Here is a 16,039-nt window from a genome sequence, read left to right as displayed (position 1 = left end):
CAGGCCACGACCGTGAAGAGAAGGGGCCGACGCCGGGCGCTCCCTTCACGAACCGGGCGCCCGCGCGGCCTCCCGGAGCCTGGCGTACTCCTCGGCCATCGTCGCCGCCGTCCAATGGGCGTTGAGTCCGCTCGGGTTGGGCAGTGCCCAGATCCTGGTGGCACCGATCATGCGCTCCTGCGGCCCGATGGCGGCTCTGGGCTCGCCGAAGGCCGTCCGGTACGCCGTGACGCCGACGACCGCGAGCCACCGCGGCGCGAGCCGCTCCACCTTCTCCACGAGGATCCGACCGCCCTCGCGGTACTCCTCCCGGCTCAGCTCGTCGGCCCGCGCGGTCGCCCGCGCCACCACGTTCGTGATGCCGAGACCGTACGAGAGGAGCTCCTCCTGCTCGTCCGGCCGCAGCTGCCTCGGGGTGAATCCCGACAGGTGGAGCACCGGCCAGAACCGGTTGCCGGGACGGGCGAAGTGGTGGCCCGTCGCCGCCGTCATGAGACCCGGGTTGATCCCGCAGAAGAGGACGGAAAGGCCGCCCGCCACCACGTCGGGAACGACGCGGTCACGGGCGGCCTCCAGCTCCTGCTGGGTGAACCGGGGAGTCCCGGTCAGAGGATCGCGCCGGGGGCGTAGGCGGCGGCCTCCGGGTGCTGCTTCAGGATCTCCTCGATGCGGGAGACCACGGACGCGACCTGGTCGGCGGCGGCGCCCGTGAAGGACAGCTTGTCCGCCATCAGCTCGTCGAGCTGCGCCCGGTCCAGCGGGATGCGCTCGTCGGCGGCCAGCTTGTCGAGGAGCTCGTTCTGCACGGTGCCCTGCTCGCGCATGGCGAGGGCGGAGGCGACGGCGTTCTCCTTGATGGCCTCGTGGGCGACCTCGCGGCCGACACCGGCGCGCACGGCGCCCATGAGGACCTTGGTGGTCGCCAGGAACGGCAGGTAGCGGTCGAGCTCGCGGGCGACGACCGCCGGGAAGGCGCCGAACTCGTCGAGCACGGTGAGGAAGGTCTCCAGGAGACCGTCCAGCGCGAAGAAGGCGTCCGGCAGGGCGACACGGCGGACCACGGAGCAGGACACGTCGCCCTCGTTCCACTGGTCGCCGGCGAGCTCACCGGTCATCGAGGCGTAGCCGCGCAGGATGACCATCAGGCCGTTGACGCGCTCGCAGGAGCGGGTGTTCATCTTGTGCGGCATCGCCGAGGAGCCGACCTGGCCGGGCTTGAAGCCCTCCGTGACCAGCTCGTGGCCGGCCATCAGGCGGATCGTCTTGGCGATCGACGACGGGGCGGCGGCCAGCTGCACCAGCGAGGTGACCACGTCGTAGTCGAGCGAGCGCGGGTAGACCTGGCCGACCGAGGTGAAGGCGTGCGCGAAGCCGAGGTGACCGGCGATCCGCTGCTCCAGGTCCGCCAGCTTGCCCGCGTCGCCGCCGAGCAGGTCCAGCATGTCCTGCGCGGTGCCGACCGGGCCCTTGATGCCGCGCAGCGGGTAGCGGCCGAGCAGCTCCTCCAGGCGCGCGTACGCCACGAGCAGCTCGTCCGCCGCGGTCGCGAAGCGCTTGCCGAGGGTGGTCGCCTGGGCGGCGACGTTGTGCGAGCGGCCGGCCATGACCAGCTCCGCGTACTCGGCGGAGAGCTTGCCGAGGCGGCCGAGGACGGCGACCGTGCGGTCCCGCATCAGCTCCAGGGAGAGGCGGATCTGGAGCTGCTCGACGTTCTCGGTGAGGTCGCGCGAGGTCATGCCCTTGTGGACGTGCTCGTGGCCGGCGAGGGCGTTGAACTCCTCGATCCGGGCCTTCACGTCGTGCCGGGTGACCTTCTCGCGCTCGGCGATGGAACCGAGGTCGACCTGGTCGAGAACGCGCTCGTAGTCGGCGAGGGCGGCGTCCGGAACCTCGATCCCGAGGTCCTTCTGCGCACGCAGCACGGCGAGCCACAGCTGACGCTCCAGCTTCACCTTCTGCTCGGGGGACCAGAGGACGGCGAGCTCCGCGGAGGCGTAGCGGCCGGCCAGAACATTGGGGATACGGGGCTTCGCAGTCACAGCAGTCACGTGGAGAGATTCTACTGGCGGTTTCTGCAGGCCAGCGCCACGGTCCGATGTGGAGCTTGCTACGAGACGCAGGTCACCGAAGGGGAGCCCGCCGTCCAGGTGCTTCGGGCCCCGGCTCCAGCGCCCGGCATTCAGGGCCCAGCATCCCGCGCCCCGGCACCCGCGCTCCGGCACCCGCGCCCCGGTGCCCCGCTCACGGTCCGGCCGGGGCCTCGTACGGCAGCAGTTCGGGGTGCTTGGGTGCGAGGCCGTCGCCGGAGGAGCGGCCGGTCAGCCGCCGTCCGATCCACGGGCCCAGGTGCTCCTTGGCGAAGCGGGCGTCCGCGATCCGCCGGCTCGCCCAGCCGGACCGTCCGGCCGGGGGCAGGAGCGCCCGCCAGTCGTTCTCGGGAGGGAGGCCCAGCCTCTGCCACACGGCCTCGGCCACCCGCCGGTGTCCCTCGGCGGTCAGGTGGAGCCGGTCCACGTCCCACAGCCGGGGGTCACCGAGGGCCGGCGTCCCGTACAGGTCGACGACGAGCGCGCCGTGCCGGGAGGCGAGCTCGTCGATGTGGACGAAGAGCTCCTCCATACGGGGGCGGAACCGCTCCATGACCGGACCGTCGCGGCCCGGACTGCGCATCAGGACCAGCTGCCCGCAGGAGGGTGTGAGGCGTTCCACTGCCTCCGTGAGCAGGTCCCGTACCCGGACCATGTCGACCTTGGGGCGCAGGGTGTCGTTGAGCCCGCCGACGAGGGTCACCACATCGGCCTTCATGCCTGCGGCCAGGTCGACTTGCTCGTCGACGATCTGGCCGATGAGCTTGCCGCGCACGGCGAGGTTCGCGTAGCGGAAGTCGGGCGTACGGGCGGCGAGCCGGCCCGCGAGGACGTCGGCCCAGCCGCGGTAGGAGCCGTCGGGCCTCAGGTCCGACATACCCTCGGTGAAGCTGTCGCCGAGGGCGACGAGACTGGTGTAGGTGGCATTGATCTCCATTGCGGAGAGATCATACCGCGCGGTATGCGGGGGATGCCGTGGAGAACCCGGGAGGGGAAGACCCGATGAGCGACGCGCTCCTGAGCACACTGGCGGAGGCCCTGGCCGAGCTGGTGACGGCCGTCGAGAGCTGTGACGACGAGGTCCTCGACCCCGACACGGCGGTGACGTGGCTGGAGAGCACGGCGTCCACGCTCTCCGGCCTTCCGGCGGCCGACCGGCGCGCCCTCGACGGGCTCTTCCGGGCGGCGGCCCTGCGCCACCCGGAGGGCCGCCGGCGGGACGAGCCGCTGAAGGTCCCGGAGGGCTTCGCCCTCACCGAGTCCGTCCACGCGGCCACCTGCGAGGCCGCCCTGGAACAGGCCACGCGCTTCGCCGCCGTCGTCCGGGACGCCGATCCCGCCACCCCGGTCCCCACCTGCCCCGGCTGGACGCTGGCCGATCTGACCCGGCACCTCGGCACCGGGCACCACTGGGCCGAACACCTCGTACGGACCCGGGCCACCGCCCGCGTCCTCGCCCGGGACCTCCCGCTCGACCCGCCGCGGGACCCCGCCGCGTACGCCGGGTGGCTCGCCGCCGGCGCCGAGGCCGCCACCGCGACCCTGCGGGCCGCCGACCCGGACACCCCGCTCTGGTCCCCGGGGGCGGACCCGCACGCCCGGTACTACCCGCGCCATCTGCTCTTCGAGACGGTCGTGCACCTCGCCGACGCCGAGATCGCCCTCGGCGGGGACGCGGCCCCGATCGCCTCCGGCACCGCCGTCGACGGCATCGAGCACTTCCTCGACGACCTGCCGTACATCCCGTGCACCGCCGAGTCCCTCGCCCACCTCGGCCGGGACGGCGACGTGCTCCTGCTCACCGCCCGCGACACCGGCACCGAGTGGACCCTCACCCTCGGCGGGGGCGGCTTCGCCCGGCGGCGCGGCCGCGGGGACACGGAACCGACCACGAGCGTCGAGGCGGAGGCGGGCGAACTGCTCCTCCTCCTGCACCGCCGGTACGCAGCCGACGACCCGCGCTTCGTCCACTCCGGTGACCGGGACCTCCTCGACGCCTGGCTCGCCGCCACCTCGCTCTGACACGCCCGAGGGGCCCCGGGAGAACTCCCGGGGCCCCTCGGCGGCCAACGCGACGTCAGCCGAGGCGTCGGCTACGGCGCCGTCGGCCGGCCCACCAGTTCCCGCAGCACGTCCTCCATCGTCACGAGGCCGGCCGGCTTGCCGTCCTCGTCGAGGACCGCCGCCAGATGCGTACGGCTGCGGCGCATCGCCGTCAGGACGTCGTCCAGCGGCGTGGCCGCCCGGACCCGGGCGATCGGCCGCAGCGCCGTCACGGGGAACGGCAGATCGCGCGGGGTGACGTCCAGGGCGTCCTTCACGTGCAGATAGCCCAGGATCCTGCGCTCCGAGTCGACCACCGGGAAGCGCGAGAAGCCCGTGGACGCCGACAGCGCCTCCAGCTCCTCCGGAGTGGTGCCGACCTGCGCGTACACGACCTTGTCGGCCGGCATCACGACGTCCCGGACGGGGCGTCGGCCCAGCTCCAGTGCGTCGTGCAGCCGCTCGGCGGCCCGGTCGTCCAGGAGTCCGGCGTGACCGGCGTCGGTGACCATACGGGCCAGCTCGTCGTCCGAGAACGTCGCCGCGACCTCGTCCTTGACGTCCACCCGCAACAGCTTGAGCAGGGCGTTGGCGAAGGCGTTGATCGCGAAGATCACCGGCCGCAGCGCCCGCGCGAACGTCACCAGGGGCGGGCCGAGGGCCAGTGCGGTGCGGGTCGGCTCCGCGAGCGCGATGTTCTTCGGCACCATCTCGCCCAGCAGCATGTGCAGGTACGTCGCGACCGACAGCGCGATCACGAACGAGATCGGGTGCACCAGACCGTGCGGCACGCCCAGCGCGTCGAAGACCGGCTCCAGGAGGTGCGCGATGGCCGGTTCGGCGACGATGCCGAGGACCAGGGTGCAGAGCGTGATGCCGAGCTGCGCCGCCGCGAGCAGCGCGGAGACGTGCTCCAGGCCCCAGATGACGCTGCGCGCCCGCCGGTTCCCGGCCTCCGCCAGCGGCTCGACCTGACTGCGGCGGACCGAGATCAGGGCGAACTCGGCGCCGACGAAGAAGGCGTTGACGACCAGGGTCAGCAGGCCGATCAACAACTGGATCGCGATCATCGGCCGGCCTCCTTGGTCTCGTCGGAGTCATGCGAGGCGTTGTGCGCCGGGGCGTGCAGCAGCACGCGCGCGGCGCGCCGGCCCGAGGCGTCCACGACGTCGAGCTGCCAGCCGGCCAGCTCCACACTGTCGCCGACGGTCGGAATGCGGCCCAGCTCGGTCGCGACGACACCCGCGAGGGTCTCGTACGGACCGTCCGGCACCCGGAGGCCGATCGCCCCCACCTGGTCGGTACGGGCGGCTCCGTCCGCGGACCACAGCTCGCGGCCGTCCGCGTCCTCGCCCGCCCGCGCCAGGTCCGGCGTCTCGTGCGGGTCGTGCTCGTCACGCACCTCGCCGACGACCTCCTCGACGATGTCCTCCAGAGTGACCACACCGGCCGTACCGCCGTACTCGTCGATCACGACGGCCATCGTCTGCTTTCCGGAGAGCCGGTCGAGGAGCCGGTCCACGGTGAGGGTCTCGGGGACGAGCAGCGGCTCGCGCACCATCTCGCCGATCCGGCGGCGCGCCCGCTCGCCGGCCGGTATGGCGAGCACGTCCTTGATGTGCGCGATGCCGACGACGGAGTCGAGGTTGCCCCGGTAGACGGGGAAGCGGGAGAGCCCGGTCGCGCGGGTCGCGTTCGCCACGTCCTCGGCGGTGGCCTGCACCTCCAGGGCGGTGACCTGCACGCGGGGCGTCATCACGTTCTCGGCGGTCAGCGCCGAGAGGTTGAGGGTACGGACGAACAGCTCGGCCGTGTCCGCCTCCAGGGAGCCCTCCTTCGCGGAGTGCCGGGCAAGCGCCACCAGCTCCTGCGGGGAGCGCGCGGAGGCCAGCTCCTCGGTCGGCTCCATGCCGAGGCGGCGCAGGATCCGGTTCGCGGTGTTGTTGAGATGGCTGATCAGCGGCTTGAAGGCGGCCGTGAACACCCGCTGCGGGGTCGCCACCACCTTCGCGACGGCGAGGGGCGAGGAGATCGCCCAGTTCTTCGGGACCAGCTCGCCGACCACCATCAGGACGACGGTGGACAGGGCGGTGCCGATGACGAGGGCCACCGAGGAGGCCACCGCGGGGGAGAGGCCGAGGGCCTCGACCGGCCCCTGGATCAGCTTGGCGACCGAGGGCTCGGCGAGCATGCCGACGACCAGGTTGGTGACGGTGATGCCCAGCTGGGCACCGGAGAGCTGGAAGGTCAGCGAACGGACGGCCTTGAGCGTGCCCGCCGCCCCTCGCTCGCCGCGCTCCACGGCGGCTTCGAGCTCGCCGCGCTCGACCGTCGTCAGAGAGAACTCGGCCGCGACGAAGGCGCCGCACGCGAGCGAGAGCAGGAGCGCCAGCATGAGCAGAAGCACTTCGGTCATCGGTTCACCTCCGTCCCATGATCAGTCAGCGGGAGGAGGATCGCTCGGTCGAAACCAGTGCTACTGGGAGGCTCGCCCATGGGCGGACGCTCACACCTTTCGGTCGTCGGGATGTCGGGATGAGGAACCATGGTAAAGGATGGGCAAAGCAGGGTGGTGATCACCCCGCGAGATGCTTCGGCCCCCTGGGGGACGGTCGCCTCGCGAGGTGTCCCGCCCGTCCGGTGACTACCCGTTGAGCGGCTTCACCCATCGGCGCCAGCGCTCCTCGCGCTCGTACCCGGCCGCCGCCCACAGCCGCCGGCCCGTCTCGTTCGCCTCCAGGACCATCGCGTCCGCCCGCCGTCCGCCGAGCGCGGCGAACCGCTCCTCGGCCGCGCGCAGAAGCGCGGTGGAGATGCCCCGCCGGCGGTGGGAGGGCAGTACGGCGAGCCGGTAGAGGGAGGCGCGCCAGCCGTCCCAGCCGGCGATCACGGACCCCACGATCAGACCGTCGGCCAGCGCGAGGATGAGCGCGTCCGGGTCCCGCTCGACGAGCCGGGTCACCCCCCGCGCGTCGTCCGAGATGGACGTCCCCTCGGCGGACTCCTTCCAGAAGGCCAGGACGGCCTCGGCCTCGTCGGGTGTGGCAGCGCGTATCTGCAACTCGATCATGGCCGGATCCCATCATGCGGGGCCGAACCGGTGCCAGGGAGTTCCGGCGACCGGGACACGCCACTCACCGCCGGGCCACGCCCAGGACACACGGGGAGGTCGGCAGGCGCGGCCCGTTCTCCGGGAGGTCGAAAGCGCGGTACGAGACGAGGGTGAAGCCAGCCTCCTCGATCGCCGCGAGCGGCGCCCGGGAGGTGTGGCAGCCGCCGAAGAGCAGGGGCCAGACCGTGCGGTCGAGGCCCCGCTGCACACGGGCCAGCCCGGGCGTCCCCGCCACGCAGTGCTCGAAGAAGCGGAGCTCGCCGCCGGGGCGCAGGACGCGCCGCAGCTCCGCGAGGACCTCCGGCACGCTCCGTACCGTGCACAGCACGAGCGAGGCCACGGCCGCGTCGAAGGCACCGCCCTCCGCCGGCAGCGCCTCGGCCATGCCCGGCAGCACGGTCACCGGGACGGCCGCCCGTCGCCCGGCCTCCTCGGCGAGCCGCCGCAGACGGGGTTCCGGTTCGACGGCCACGACCTCGGTGACCCCGGCCGGATAGCGCGCGAAGTTCAGTCCGTTGCCGGCCCCGATCTCGATCACCCGGCCGGTGAGTCCGGAGAGCAGCTCCTCGCGCAGGGCGCCGAGGCCGCCGCGCTCGTCGGCGGAGACGCTGACGCGGGCGTAGAAGCGGGCGAACAGGGGGTGGTGGACGCGGGGCGCCGGGGAGCCGGGGCGCGGGGGAGTCGGAACCGGGGGAGTCACCGTACGGCCGCCGTCACCCGGTCACGAAGCAGAACTCGTTGCCCTCCGGGTCCCGCATGACCTGGAAGGAGCCCTGTTCGTCCGTGACGAGCCCGCCGAAACGGACCGCGCCGGCGGGCAGCGCCTCGTCGGCGGCCCGGTCCGGGTCCGCCACCTCCAGGTCGAGATGGACCCGGTTCTTCACCGACTTGCCCTCCGGCACGCGCTGGAAGGCGAGCCGCACGAACTCGGGCGGATCGACGTACGACCAGTCGCCGGAGCGGTCGACCGGATCACCGCCGAGGAGCCCGGCCCAGAAGCGGACGAGTACGGCCGGATCGGCACAGTCGAAGACGATCTCCTGAACGTGAGCGCGCATGCGCCCAGCGTACGGAGTCCGCCACGGAATCGGGCCCGCGACGACCCCGGACCCGCCCGGAAGCCGCCTCCGAAACCGGCGAGGCCGGGGCCCTGTGCACACACGGCCCCGGTCCCGCCCTCAGGCCCCGGTCCGCCCGCAAGCCCCGGTCCCGCCCTCAGGCCCCCGTCCCGCCCTCAGGCCCCGAATGCCGTCGTGAACTCGGTCGTGAACTCCGTCGTGAACTCGGTCGCGAAGGCCTTCGCGTCCCACGTCCCGCCGAGCGCCGGGGCGAGCCAGCCGCCCGCCGCCGCGCGGAACTCCGCCGGGTCGAGCGTGCCCGACCCCTCCGGCACCGCCCCGAGCAGGGGCGCGCCCGCCGACTCCGGCAGGTCCGCCAGGTTGCAGCGGTCCGCCAGGTCCGGCGCGGCCGGCCAGCTGCCGATCACCACGCCCAGCTGGTCGATGCCGCGGGCCCGCAGCGCCTCGGCCGTCAGGGTCGTCGTGTTGAGCGTGCCGAGACCCGCCGGGACCACGCACAGGACCGGCGCGCCGAGCAGCGCCGCCGCGTCCGCGAGCGTCCCGCCCTCCTCGTCGAAGCGGACGAGCAGTCCGCCCGCCCCCTCCACGAGCACCAGGTCGTGCGAGGCGGCCAGCTCACGGGCCGCCTCGGCGACCTGACGCGGCCCGACGGGGGCGAGTCCGGCACGCCGGGCGGCCGTCCCCGGAGCCAGCGGCTCCGGGAAACGCCCCAGCTCGACGGAGGACGAGGCGCCCGAAAGGCGGACCACCTCGTCCGCGTCGCCCCTCTCGTCCGGCCCGACGCCGGTCTGCGCGGGCTTCAACACCGCGACCGACCGCCCGGTGGCCATGGCCACGGCGGCCACCGCCGCGGTCACGATCGTCTTGCCGATCTCCGTCCCCGTACCGGAGACCACCACGATTCCCACTGCTGTCCCTGTCCTTCCGTCCGTCCGGTCAGCCCGCCGCGGCGGCCGCGCGTACCGCCGCGCAGATCCGGGCCAGGTCCTCGTCGCCCGTCACGTAGGGCGGCATGGTGTAGATGAGGTCCCGGAACGGGCGCAGCCACACGCCCTCCCGGACCGCGGCCCGCGTCGCCGCCGCCATGTCGACGTCGTGGTCGAGCTGCACGACGCCGATCGCGCCGCACACGCGCACCTCGCGCACGCCCGGGACGTCGGAGAGGGGAGCGAGTCCCTCCCGCAGCCCCGCCTCGATCCGCTTGACGTCCACCGCCCAGTCCTGCGAGAGCAGCAGGTCGAGGGAGGCACAGGCCACCGCCGACGCCAGCGGGTTGCCCATGAAGGTCGGCCCGTGGGCGAGGACCGGGACCTCGCCCCGGGAGATGCCGTCGGCGACCCGGCTGGAGCAGAGCGTCGCCGCCATCGAGAGATAGCCGCCGGTCAGCGCCTTGCCCAGGCACATCACATCGGGGGAGACCCCCGCCTGGTCCGCGGCGAACAGGGTGCCGGTCCGCCCGAACCCGGTCGCGATCTCGTCGAAGACGAGCAGCACGTCGTGGGCGTCGCAGGCCTCCCGCAGCACCCGCAGGTACGCCGGGTCGTGGAACCGCATCCCGCCCGCGCCCTGCACCACCGGCTCCACGATCACCGCGGCGAGCTCGTCCGCGTGGCGGCCGATCTCGGTCCGCAGCAGCTCCGCGTACGACTCCTCGTACGCGGCCGGAGGCGCGTCGACGAACACCTGCCGCTGGAGGACGCCCGACCACAGCTCGTGCATCCCGCCCTGGGGATCGCACACGGACATCGGCTGCCAGGTGTCCCCGTGGTAGCCGCCGCGCCAGGTCAGCAGCCGCTGCTTGCCGGGCCGGCCCACCGAGCGCCAGTACTGGAGGCACATCTTGACCGCGACCTCGACGGCGACCGAACCGGAGTCGCTGAGGAAGACGTGCCGCAGCGGCTCCGGGGTGATCTCGACGAGCCGGGCGGCGAGCCGGACGGCCGGTTCGTGGGTGAGCCCGCCGAACATGACGTGGCTCATCCGGTCCAGCTGGCCGCGGACCGCCTCGTTGAGGACGGGGTGGTTGTAGCCGTGGATCGCCGACCACCACGAGGACATGCCGTCGATCAACTCGGCCTGTCCCTCGGCCGGTTCGGCGAGCCGGAGCCGCACACCGGACGCGGACGCGACGACCAGCGGGTCCGTACGGCCCGGCATGGGGCCGTACGGGTGCCAGACGTGCGCCCGGTCCAGGGCGAGGAGTTCGTCGTTACGCATTCGGCGCCAGGTCCGTGCCGGCACCCCGGCGGCGCACCGCCACCAGGTCGGTCCTGGCGGTGTTCGCCGCGGAGGCCGCCGGAGCAGCCTGGGCCGCCTCGGTCGCCTCCGCCGCCGGAACCTCCGCGGCCGGCTGCGCCGCGTGACCGCCGCAGGGACCGCAGCCGCCGCCGGAGTGCGAGCCGCAGCCCGCGCCCTCCGCCGGGGCCTGCGAGCCGCAGCCCGTGCCCTCGGCCGAGGCGTGCGAACCGCAGCCGCCGGCCGCGGCGGCGCCCGCCGCCGCGAGCGCGTCCGCCCGGTGCTGCGGCAGCGTCGTCGTGCCCGCGCCCTCCACCTCGAAGCCCGCGTCCGCGATCATGTCGAGGTCGGCCTGGCCGGCCTGGCCCTCGCTCGTCAGGTAGTCGCCGAGGAAGATCGAGTTCGCGATGTTCAGGGCCAGCGGCTGCATCGAGCGCAGGTGCACCTCACGGCCGCCGGCGATCCGCACCTCGACGTCGGGGCAGACGAACCGCACCATCGCGAGGATCCGCAGACAGCGCTGCGGGGTGAGGTTCCACTCCTTGGCGAGCGGCGTGCCCTCGAAGGGGATGAGGAAGTTGACGGGCACCGAGTCCGAGTCGAGGTCGCGCAGCGCGTACACGACGTCGACCAGGTCCTCGTCGGTCTCGCCCATGCCCGCGATCAGACCCGAGCAGGCCGACAGACCGGCGGCGTGCGCCTTCTGCACGGTGTCCACCCGGTCGGCGTAGGTGTGGGTCTTGGTGATCCCGCCGTACGTCGCCTCGGACGTGTTGAGGTTGTGGTTGTACGCGTCGGCGCCGGCCTCCCGCAGCCGCTCCGCCTGACCGTCCGAGAGCAGGCCGAGGCAGGCGCACACCTCGACGCCCTCGTTCTGTTCCTTGATCGCCTCGATGGTCCTGCCGACCCGCTCGACGTCCCGGTCCGTCGGACCGCGCCCGCTCGCCACCAGGCAGACCCGCTTGGCCCCGCCCGCGACACCCGCCGCGGCGGCCTGGGACGCCTCGTCCGGCTTCAGCCACGTGTACTTGAGGATCTCGGCCTTGGAGCCGAGGCGCTGCGAGCAGTACGAGCAGTCCTCCGGGCACAGCCCCGACTTCAGGTTGACGAGGTAGTTGAGCTTCACCCGCCGCCCGAACCACTGACGGCGCACCTTGCCGGCGGCCGCCACCACATCGAGCAGCTCGTCGTCGGAGGTCGCCAGTACGGCGAGCGCTTCTTCACGGGTCGGCAGCTCGCGCCGCAACCCCTTCTCCACCAGCGTGTTCAGCAGGTCCATAACCGTTGATCCTTGCCTACCGGCCACCCCCGGGCCAAGGAGGATCCGAACAAACGCCCCCGATAGAGGTGTGTGGATGACCACATCCCGACCTCGGCGCGCTGCGGTTAGGGTCTGTGCGCTGCCTACAAAAGGATCGCCGCATGCCACAGGCCGACGACGCCCGGGCCGAGGGCCCGCGCCGTACCGCGTTCGACTGGACCGACGCCGAGGCGCGCCGCCGGGCGGAGGCCGGCCTCGTCCGTACGCTGCGGCCCCGGGCGGCGGAGTCGGACCTGCTCGACCTGGCGAGCAACGACTACCTCGGCCTCACCCGCCGGCCGGAGGTCACCGAGGCGGCGGCCGAGTCGGCCAGGCGCTGGGGCGCGGGCGCCACCGGCTCGCGGCTCGTCACCGGAACGACCCGGCTGCACACCCGGCTCGAACGCGAGCTCGCCGAGTTCTGCGGCTTCGAGGCGGCCCTCGTCTTCTCCTCCGGTTACGCCGCCAACCTGGCCGCGCTCACGGCGCTCGGCGGCCGCGACTCCCTGATCGTCTCGGACGCCTCCAACCACGCCTCGATCGTGGACGGCTGCCGGCTCGCGCGCGCCGAGGCGGCCGTCGTCCCGCACGCCGACCCCGAGTCCGTACGCAAGACCCTGGAGGCACATCACGGGCGCCGGGCGCTCGTGGTCAGCGACTCCGTCTTCTCCGTCGACGGGGACAAGGCCCCGCTGCCGGAGCTCGCCGACGCCTGCCGCGCACACGGCGCCGGGCTCGTCGTCGACGACGCCCACGGTTTCGGCGTCCTCGGCGAGGGCGGCCGGGGCGCCCTGCACGAGGTGGGCCTGGCGGGCGACGAGGACGTGGTCGCCACCCTGACGCTCTCCAAGTCCCTGGGCAGCCAGGGCGGCGCCGTCCTGGGCCCGGCCCGGGTCGTCGAGCACCTGGTGAACGCGGCACGCACCTTCATCTTCGACACCGGGCTCGCCCCCGCCGCCGCGGGCGGCGCGCTCGCGAGCCTGCGCCTGATCGCGGCCGAACCGGCGCTCGCCGCACGGGCGCGAACCGTCGCCACCACCCTGTACGAGCTCCTCACGGCGGCCGGACTGACCGCAGCCCGGCCGGACGCGGCCGTCGTCTCGGTGCGCGCGCCCTCGCCCGAGGCGGCGCTGCGCTGGGCCGCGGACTGCCGCGAACAGGGCCTGGCGGTCGGGTGTTTCCGGCCCCCGTCCGTACCGGACGGCATCTCGCGGCTCCGTCTCACGGCCCGCGCCGACCTCACGGACACCGAGCTCGAACGGGCGGTGGGGACGATCCTGCGGACGGCACCCGCCGCCTGAGCGGGCGGCGGGGGCTCGCGGCCTGGCGGCCCCTCGGGACTTCGTGATCGAGGACGAGGGTGGTCAACGGCCCAAAAGCGTTCCCCGGCAGCAGAGTTCACCGCTTCGGGCGATAGATCCGCACATAGCGTGGTGGAACGCCGTCCGGGGCGGCACGATCGGTGGCACTCTGACGCGAAGCGCAATCCGGGGCGGTGTACCCGGTGGGAAAGGGACAGCGTCGCCATGGCAGACCATCAGGAAGCATCCGTCACGCTGCCGAGCGATCCCGCCTCGGTCCCCACGGCACGGAGGTACGTCGCGGACGTCCTGGTCGGTTGGGGGCTCGACGGCTCCGCGGAGACGGCGGACTCGATCCGGCTGATCGTCTCGGAGCTGGCCACCAACGCCGTCCAGCACACCTTCGGGCAGTCGCCCACCTTCACCGTCGACCTCCGCCTGGAGCGGGAGGAGCGGCTGCGCATCGGGGTCACCGACAGCCACCCCCGCTGGCCCCGTCGCCTTCCGGCGGCGGTCCAGCAGGACAACGGCCGCGGCATGGTCATCATCCGCGTGCTGGCGGCGGAGGCCGGTGGCCGTCTCTCGGTCACCCCGACCGAGGAGGGCGGCAAGACGGTCTGGATCACGCTCCCGTGGACCCCGGCCCCCGTGCCGGCGGGCTAGGCCTGCGTGCAGCTCCTGTGACGGCCGCGAGCCGTCGGCGACGCAGGCCGTGAACCGCCGGTCGAGTCGTGCGGCCGGGACGGTACGGCTTCGGTCGGCCGGGGTGCGGCGGCGCCACCACACACCCTGACCGGGCGTCAGCCCCGTGGTTCGTCAATCTCCGGGGCCCGTCAACCTCCGGGGTCCGTCAACCCCAGGGATCCCTCACCGACCGTGGCTCGTCATCGTCCGGGGGCCGTCATCGCCCGGGGGCCGTCACCGGACGCGGCCGTAGTAGACCTTCGACGACCAGATTCTGTCGAGCTTCACCCAGGAGCCCGTCTTGGGCGAGTGCCAGATCTTGCCGCTGCCGGCGTAGATGCCGACGTGGTAGACCCTCCCGCCCGAGTGGAAGAAGACCAGGTCCCCCTTCTGCCGGCTGGAGGCGGAGATGTGCCGGGTCTTGTTGTACTGCTGCTGCGCGGTGCGGGGCAGCGACTTGCCCGCCTGCTTGTAGGCGTAGAGCGTCAGACCGGAGCAGTCGAACCGGGTGGGTCCGGCGGCTCCGTACCGGTACGGAGATCCCTTCTTGGAGACGGCGATGCTCAGTGCCTTGTTCGCGTGTGTCGTCGCTGCCTGGGCCTCCGACGCCGTTCCTGGTGCGAACAGCGTGCCGCCGACGGCGGCGAGGGTGAGAGCCGAGACGGCTCCGGCCCGGGACAGCAGGGACGGGACATGCATCTGCGCGGTCATGCGCAACCCTTCGTCAGCCGCCTGTGAAGGATGACCTGTCGGGTTCGGGCAGGCGAAGATGCCCGGCCGCGGCTGCGGCTTCACCCCGAGGAACGACCCCGCTGCGCTAACAGCGTGAACGTCCCGTACTGCTCGGGTCCTCCACTCCTGCCGATCCAATCCTGTCGACCAGACGTCCGGGACAGCGGCAGGACTCGGCGTCCGCCCGGACCGCCCCGCCGCGGCGGCGGGGGCTTGTCGTCGTCACGGATCTTGACCCACGACATGGGCGAAAACCGAGCTGAAACGGCGATATGTGAGGCTCCTCACGACTGATCCGTTCGGGTGGACAGACAGCCTTTGCGATCTTCGGAGGTTTGGTCGACGAGCCTCGCACCAGCGGCGGAACGTTCGATTCCGCCAAATGCGTACATCTGTTGAGCAAGTCGCACGCTTCATCTGTCGACTCGTCGACTACGCCGAACGGGCGAGGGATTCTGCGGCGCGCGTCGGCCGTCCGGACCTCTACACGACACGCGGGAATGTCAACTCTCGCGACTCCGGGGGACGGTGACGCGGTCCGCCCGGCGCTCCCCGTCCAACACCCTTAGGGCACGCGCCAATGTGTCCGCGTGCACCTCGCTCTCACCCCGCATATGCATGAGCGTCAGAGCCTCGCGCAGCGCCTCCGCGCGCCCCACCAGGGCCTGAGCCGCACGCAACGCCCCATAGGTATGCGTACCCCTGGATGGATTGATCTTCCCAAGGAGGTCGATGACTTCGAGGTACGCGTCGACGAGTTCGCCCTCGGCGCGCGTCAGGGCGGGCAGCGGCGGCAGCTCGGGGACCACGGCCGGCTCACCCGGCCGAACCGCCGGCGGCGGCGCGCCGGCTCGCGACCACGTGGTCCGCCAGGCCGTACGCGACGGCCGCCGGCGCGTCCAGGACGGTCAGGCGGTCGATGTCGGCGTCGATCCGCTCCGGGTCCTGCCCGGTGTGTTCGACGAGCATCCCGGTGACCAGCGCCCGCAGACGCAGCATCTCGCGCGCATGGAGGTCGAGGTCGCTCGGCTGCCCCTGGAGGGGTTCGTCCAGGTTCGGCTGCTGGAGCGTGATCCGGGCGCCCGGGAGGATCAGGCGCTTGCCCGGGGCGCCGGCCGCGAACAGTACGGCCGCGGTGGACACGGCCTGGCCCAGGCAGGTGGTCTCCACGTCGCAGGCGAGCGTCCGCATCGTGTCGTAGATCGCGGTCATGGCGCTGATGGAGCCGCCGGGGGAGTTGATGTAGAGCGAGATGTCCTGGTCCGGCGCCGCGTATTCGAGGTGCAGGAACTGGGCGATGACGTCGTTGGCCGAGGTCTCGTCGATCGGCGTACCGAGGAAGACGATCCGTGATTCGAGGAGCTTCGAGTACGGGTCGAGGGTCCGGGTCCCGAAGCTGGTCCGCTCCGTGAACTCGGGCAGAACGTAGCGAGCGTCCATGGCTGAGCACCTCCGTCTGGCATCTG

The 16,039-nt window shown here is 72.8% G+C and carries 17 protein-coding genes and 1 riboswitch; of the genes, 3 read left to right on the top strand and 14 right to left on the bottom strand.

Translation table 11 applies throughout. The features are described from left to right. Positions 1-45 precede the first annotated feature (45 nt). The 3 genes from mug to OG361_RS05310 form a co-directional block, all read right to left on the bottom strand. Complete coding sequence (gene mug, locus OG361_RS05320; protein ID WP_405852107.1) at positions 46-543, bottom strand: G/U mismatch-specific DNA glycosylase; 498 nt, start codon at positions 541-543, stop codon at positions 46-48. Between the two features lie 62 nt (positions 544-605). Further along, on the bottom strand, positions 606-2,048 hold the full coding sequence (gene purB, locus OG361_RS05315; protein WP_187623649.1) for an adenylosuccinate lyase: 1,443 nt from the start codon (positions 2,046-2,048) through the stop codon (positions 606-608). 193 nt (positions 2,049-2,241) lie between these two features. Next, a complete protein-coding gene (locus OG361_RS05310) occupies positions 2,242-3,024 on the bottom strand; it encodes an SGNH/GDSL hydrolase family protein (RefSeq protein ID WP_405852105.1) in 783 nt (260 codons plus the stop codon). Positions 3,025-3,089: 65 nt separating this feature from the next. On the opposite strand from OG361_RS05310, the gene OG361_RS05305 reads away from it, so the two are divergent. Then, positions 3,090-4,109, top strand: a complete 1,020-nt coding sequence (locus tag OG361_RS05305; RefSeq protein ID WP_405852103.1) for a maleylpyruvate isomerase N-terminal domain-containing protein — start codon at positions 3,090-3,092, stop codon at positions 4,107-4,109. 71 nt (positions 4,110-4,180) lie between these two features. On the opposite strand, the gene OG361_RS05300 is transcribed toward OG361_RS05305, so the two are convergent. The 8 genes from OG361_RS05300 to bioB all read right to left on the bottom strand — a co-directional run bounded on the left by OG361_RS05300 (position 4,181) and on the right by bioB (position 11,835). Next, complete coding sequence (locus tag OG361_RS05300) at positions 4,181-5,200, bottom strand: hemolysin family protein (protein WP_405852102.1); 1,020 nt, start codon at positions 5,198-5,200, stop codon at positions 4,181-4,183. Then, positions 5,197-6,546, bottom strand: coding sequence for a hemolysin family protein (locus OG361_RS05295; RefSeq protein ID WP_405852100.1), 1,350 nt, complete (start codon positions 6,544-6,546; stop codon positions 5,197-5,199). Before OG361_RS05295 ends, OG361_RS05300 begins: the two co-directional genes overlap by 4 nt. Before the next feature lie 228 nt (positions 6,547-6,774). Next, positions 6,775-7,200, bottom strand: a complete 426-nt coding sequence (locus tag OG361_RS05290) for a GNAT family N-acetyltransferase (RefSeq protein ID WP_405852098.1) — start codon at positions 7,198-7,200, stop codon at positions 6,775-6,777. 64 nt (positions 7,201-7,264) lie between these two features. Beyond that, positions 7,265-7,942 carry a class I SAM-dependent methyltransferase gene (locus OG361_RS05285; protein WP_405852097.1) on the bottom strand — a complete coding sequence of 226 codons (678 nt, stop codon included), beginning with the start codon at positions 7,940-7,942 and terminating at the stop codon, positions 7,265-7,267. A 13-nt stretch (positions 7,943-7,955) separates the two neighbouring features. Beyond that, the gene (locus OG361_RS05280; RefSeq protein ID WP_405852096.1) at positions 7,956-8,300 is read right to left on the bottom strand and encodes a VOC family protein; all 345 of its coding nucleotides are present in this window, start codon (positions 8,298-8,300) and stop codon (positions 7,956-7,958) included. A 176-nt stretch (positions 8,301-8,476) separates the two neighbouring features. Next, positions 8,477-9,229 carry a dethiobiotin synthase gene (gene bioD, locus OG361_RS05275; RefSeq protein ID WP_405852095.1) on the bottom strand — a complete coding sequence of 251 codons (753 nt, stop codon included), beginning with the start codon at positions 9,227-9,229 and terminating at the stop codon, positions 8,477-8,479. A 28-nt stretch (positions 9,230-9,257) separates the two neighbouring features. After that, entirely contained in the window at positions 9,258-10,538 is a 1,281-nt protein-coding gene (locus OG361_RS05270) for an adenosylmethionine--8-amino-7-oxononanoate transaminase (RefSeq protein ID WP_405852093.1), read from the bottom strand. Beyond that, positions 10,531-11,835 (bottom strand): biotin synthase BioB, encoded by a 1,305-nt coding sequence (gene bioB / locus OG361_RS05265; RefSeq protein WP_405852092.1) that lies wholly within the window; start codon positions 11,833-11,835, stop codon positions 10,531-10,533. The genes OG361_RS05270 and bioB overlap by 8 nt, the downstream gene beginning before the upstream one ends. Positions 11,836-11,978: 143 nt before the next feature. Here bioB and OG361_RS05260 point away from each other — a divergent pair, with 143 nt between their 5' ends. Both OG361_RS05260 and OG361_RS05255 read left to right on the top strand, forming a co-directional pair. Then, positions 11,979-13,157 carry an 8-amino-7-oxononanoate synthase gene (locus OG361_RS05260; RefSeq protein ID WP_405852091.1) on the top strand — a complete coding sequence of 393 codons (1,179 nt, stop codon included), beginning with the start codon at positions 11,979-11,981 and terminating at the stop codon, positions 13,155-13,157. 225 nt (positions 13,158-13,382) lie between these two features. Then, positions 13,383-13,820, top strand: coding sequence for an ATP-binding protein (locus OG361_RS05255; RefSeq protein WP_405852090.1), 438 nt, complete (start codon positions 13,383-13,385; stop codon positions 13,818-13,820). 255 nt (positions 13,821-14,075) lie between these two features. Here OG361_RS05255 and OG361_RS05250 read toward each other — a convergent pair whose 3' ends face one another. The 3 genes from OG361_RS05250 to OG361_RS05240 form a co-directional block, all read right to left on the bottom strand. Continuing rightward, positions 14,076-14,552, bottom strand: coding sequence for a C40 family peptidase (locus OG361_RS05250; RefSeq protein WP_405852089.1), 477 nt, complete (start codon positions 14,550-14,552; stop codon positions 14,076-14,078). Positions 14,553-14,555: 3 nt separating this feature from the next. Continuing rightward, positions 14,556-14,762: riboswitch (cyclic di-AMP (ydaO/yuaA leader) on the bottom strand. A 314-nt stretch (positions 14,763-15,076) separates the two neighbouring features. Continuing rightward, positions 15,077-15,382, bottom strand: coding sequence for a hypothetical protein (locus OG361_RS05245; RefSeq protein WP_405852087.1), 306 nt, complete (start codon positions 15,380-15,382; stop codon positions 15,077-15,079). Positions 15,383-15,389: 7 nt separating this feature from the next. After that, a complete protein-coding gene (locus tag OG361_RS05240) occupies positions 15,390-16,013 on the bottom strand; it encodes a ClpP family protease (RefSeq protein WP_405852085.1) in 624 nt (207 codons plus the stop codon). Positions 16,014-16,039 lie beyond the last annotated feature (26 nt).

The sequence above is a fragment of the Streptomyces sp. NBC_00090 genome, assembly GCF_045160815.1.
Taxonomy (GTDB): Bacteria; Actinomycetota; Actinomycetes; order Streptomycetales; family Streptomycetaceae; genus Streptomyces.
The sequence above is the reverse complement of the archived record's forward strand: the minus strand, read 5'-3'. Positions and strand labels throughout refer to the sequence as shown.

What these genes read in the sequence shown, in the direction of transcription:
- OG361_RS05290 (WP_405852098.1), bottom strand. Translation starts at nt 7,200, where the DNA reads ATGATCGAGTTGCAGATACGCGCTGCCACACCCGACGAGGCCGAGGCC.
- bioB (WP_405852092.1), bottom strand. Translation starts at nt 11,835, where the DNA reads ATGGACCTGCTGAACACGCTGGTGGAGAAGGGGTTGCGGCGCGAGCTG.
- OG361_RS05250 (WP_405852089.1), bottom strand. Translation starts at nt 14,552, where the DNA reads ATGACCGCGCAGATGCATGTCCCGTCCCTGCTGTCCCGGGCCGGAGCC.
- OG361_RS05255 (WP_405852090.1), top strand. Translation starts at nt 13,383, where the DNA reads ATGGCAGACCATCAGGAAGCATCCGTCACGCTGCCGAGCGATCCCGCC.
- OG361_RS05305 (WP_405852103.1), top strand. Translation starts at nt 3,090, where the DNA reads ATGAGCGACGCGCTCCTGAGCACACTGGCGGAGGCCCTGGCCGAGCTG.
- OG361_RS05280 (WP_405852096.1), bottom strand. Translation starts at nt 8,300, where the DNA reads ATGCGCGCTCACGTTCAGGAGATCGTCTTCGACTGTGCCGATCCGGCC.
- OG361_RS05295 (WP_405852100.1), bottom strand. Translation starts at nt 6,546, where the DNA reads ATGACCGAAGTGCTTCTGCTCATGCTGGCGCTCCTGCTCTCGCTCGCG.
- OG361_RS05240 (WP_405852085.1), bottom strand. Translation starts at nt 16,013, where the DNA reads ATGGACGCTCGCTACGTTCTGCCCGAGTTCACGGAGCGGACCAGCTTC.
- OG361_RS05300 (WP_405852102.1), bottom strand. Translation starts at nt 5,200, where the DNA reads ATGATCGCGATCCAGTTGTTGATCGGCCTGCTGACCCTGGTCGTCAAC.
- OG361_RS05260 (WP_405852091.1), top strand. Translation starts at nt 11,979, where the DNA reads ATGCCACAGGCCGACGACGCCCGGGCCGAGGGCCCGCGCCGTACCGCG.
- OG361_RS05270 (WP_405852093.1), bottom strand. Translation starts at nt 10,538, where the DNA reads ATGCGTAACGACGAACTCCTCGCCCTGGACCGGGCGCACGTCTGGCAC.
- OG361_RS05310 (WP_405852105.1), bottom strand. Translation starts at nt 3,024, where the DNA reads ATGGAGATCAATGCCACCTACACCAGTCTCGTCGCCCTCGGCGACAGC.